The sequence below is a fragment of the Bacillus hominis genome (genome assembly GCF_018332515.1).
Taxonomy (GTDB): domain Bacteria; phylum Bacillota; class Bacilli; order Bacillales; family Bacillaceae_G; genus Bacillus_A; species Bacillus_A hominis.
Genome location: NZ_BOQD01000581.1, coordinates 1 through 1,316, shown reverse-complemented (window position 1 = coordinate 1,316; position 1,316 = coordinate 1). Strand labels below are relative to the sequence as shown.

At 31.6% G+C, this 1,316-nt stretch carries 2 protein-coding genes; both read left to right on the top strand.

Annotation, left to right across the window (positions count from 1 at the left end; genetic code table 11):
• Positions 1-182 (top strand): hypothetical protein (locus tag KI356_RS27465; protein ID WP_212937036.1); only part of this gene is annotated, 182 nt, incomplete at its 5' end.
• A 123-nt stretch (positions 183-305) separates the two neighbouring features.
• On the top strand, positions 306-860 hold the full coding sequence (locus KI356_RS27460) for a PRK06770 family protein (protein WP_088058371.1): 555 nt from the start codon (positions 306-308) through the stop codon (positions 858-860).
• Positions 861-1,316: the final 456 nt, after the last annotated feature.

Sequence of the window (1,316 nt, the reverse complement as noted above, 5' to 3'; positions counted from 1 at the left end):
ATATTCTAGGGGAATTAGTTATGCCTAGTATTCAAGATACGATATATCCAAGAATTAAACATAATTTAAGTACGGAAGATTTAAGTAGTGTATATACGTCAACAAGAAGTGAAATAGAATGGACAAGTTTGAAAACAAAAGGAACATTACAACAGCTCCCGCCGAACAGAAAAAAGAAATAAAACAAGAACAACCTAAATAAGATGTTCAACAATCTGTATCGGAATTTACAAATTATGTAAAATGGTGATTTTATATAATATTATTTATATGAAATATTAAAAATGTAGATAGGGGAAGTGAATATGGACAAGAAGCTAACGTATTGGCTAGGATCTATTATAGGGATAATAGTACTTGCAGCTGGTATGACTTATGGAATGTTACAGTTTGCTGAAGTACCAATAGATAGTGAGAAGCATGCTTTTGCAGAGTCTGATTATAAAGAAGCACCACCATCGAATGAAGCAGAAATTGAAGGTTCAAATGCACAACTTCACATCACTAAAAGTTCTACTGAAGAAGAAGTTATTTCAGCAATGCATAGCATGACTCATCAAAAAGTAAAAGTGAATGACGGACGGGGAGCAACTCCGATGTCTAAAAAGAATGCAGAAAAAGTAAGAAGCATTCTAAACCAAAATGATTTCAAGAACAAAGAAGAACTATTAGCAATCACTGAAAGATGGGTAAATAGGGATTTTAGTAAAATCGTAGAAGAACATAATTATTTTTGGGAACTTCAAGACGGCAAGATAGGTGAAGCTACAGAAATGGATCCGATAGAAGAGCAAACATTCTCTTTAAATAATTTCGGTGATGAAGTAACAGCCGCTTTACATAAATCAGGAGATCTTTAGTACGTTGGAGAATAATAAACATCTATAAATTATAGTTAGAAGCTTCCCTTTTTGTATTTATCTTTTCTAAATTTTTCAAGACATAGATGTTATCTCAAGTCGGAGGAAGGCGATTAGGGGGATTTAAATAAAAAATCACTTTAAAATATGATCCCCCTTACTAAAACTAAAATCATCCTAAGTTAAATAATTATTTTAAATTAACTAAAATGTACATCAATAAAAGATATAGCTCTAGTCCTTATTGGTTTTCTATGAATAAGTGATGTTATGTAAGAAAGTTGGTACAAGTTAATAGATGGCAATAGATAAGATGACTTTAACAGGTAATTCAAGGGTTAATCTTATCTATTATCATCTATATTTGAATATAAAGTATTAGAAATTAAGGTTATGGATAACTGGTATATCTATTCTAGGGAAACCGCCCATACCTGTTCCAGGGAAACCACCCAT

Coding starts and splice junctions, on each gene's coding strand:
- KI356_RS27460 (WP_088058371.1), top strand. CDS start 306: ATGGACAAGAAGCTAACGTATTGGCTAGGATCTATTATAGGGATAATA.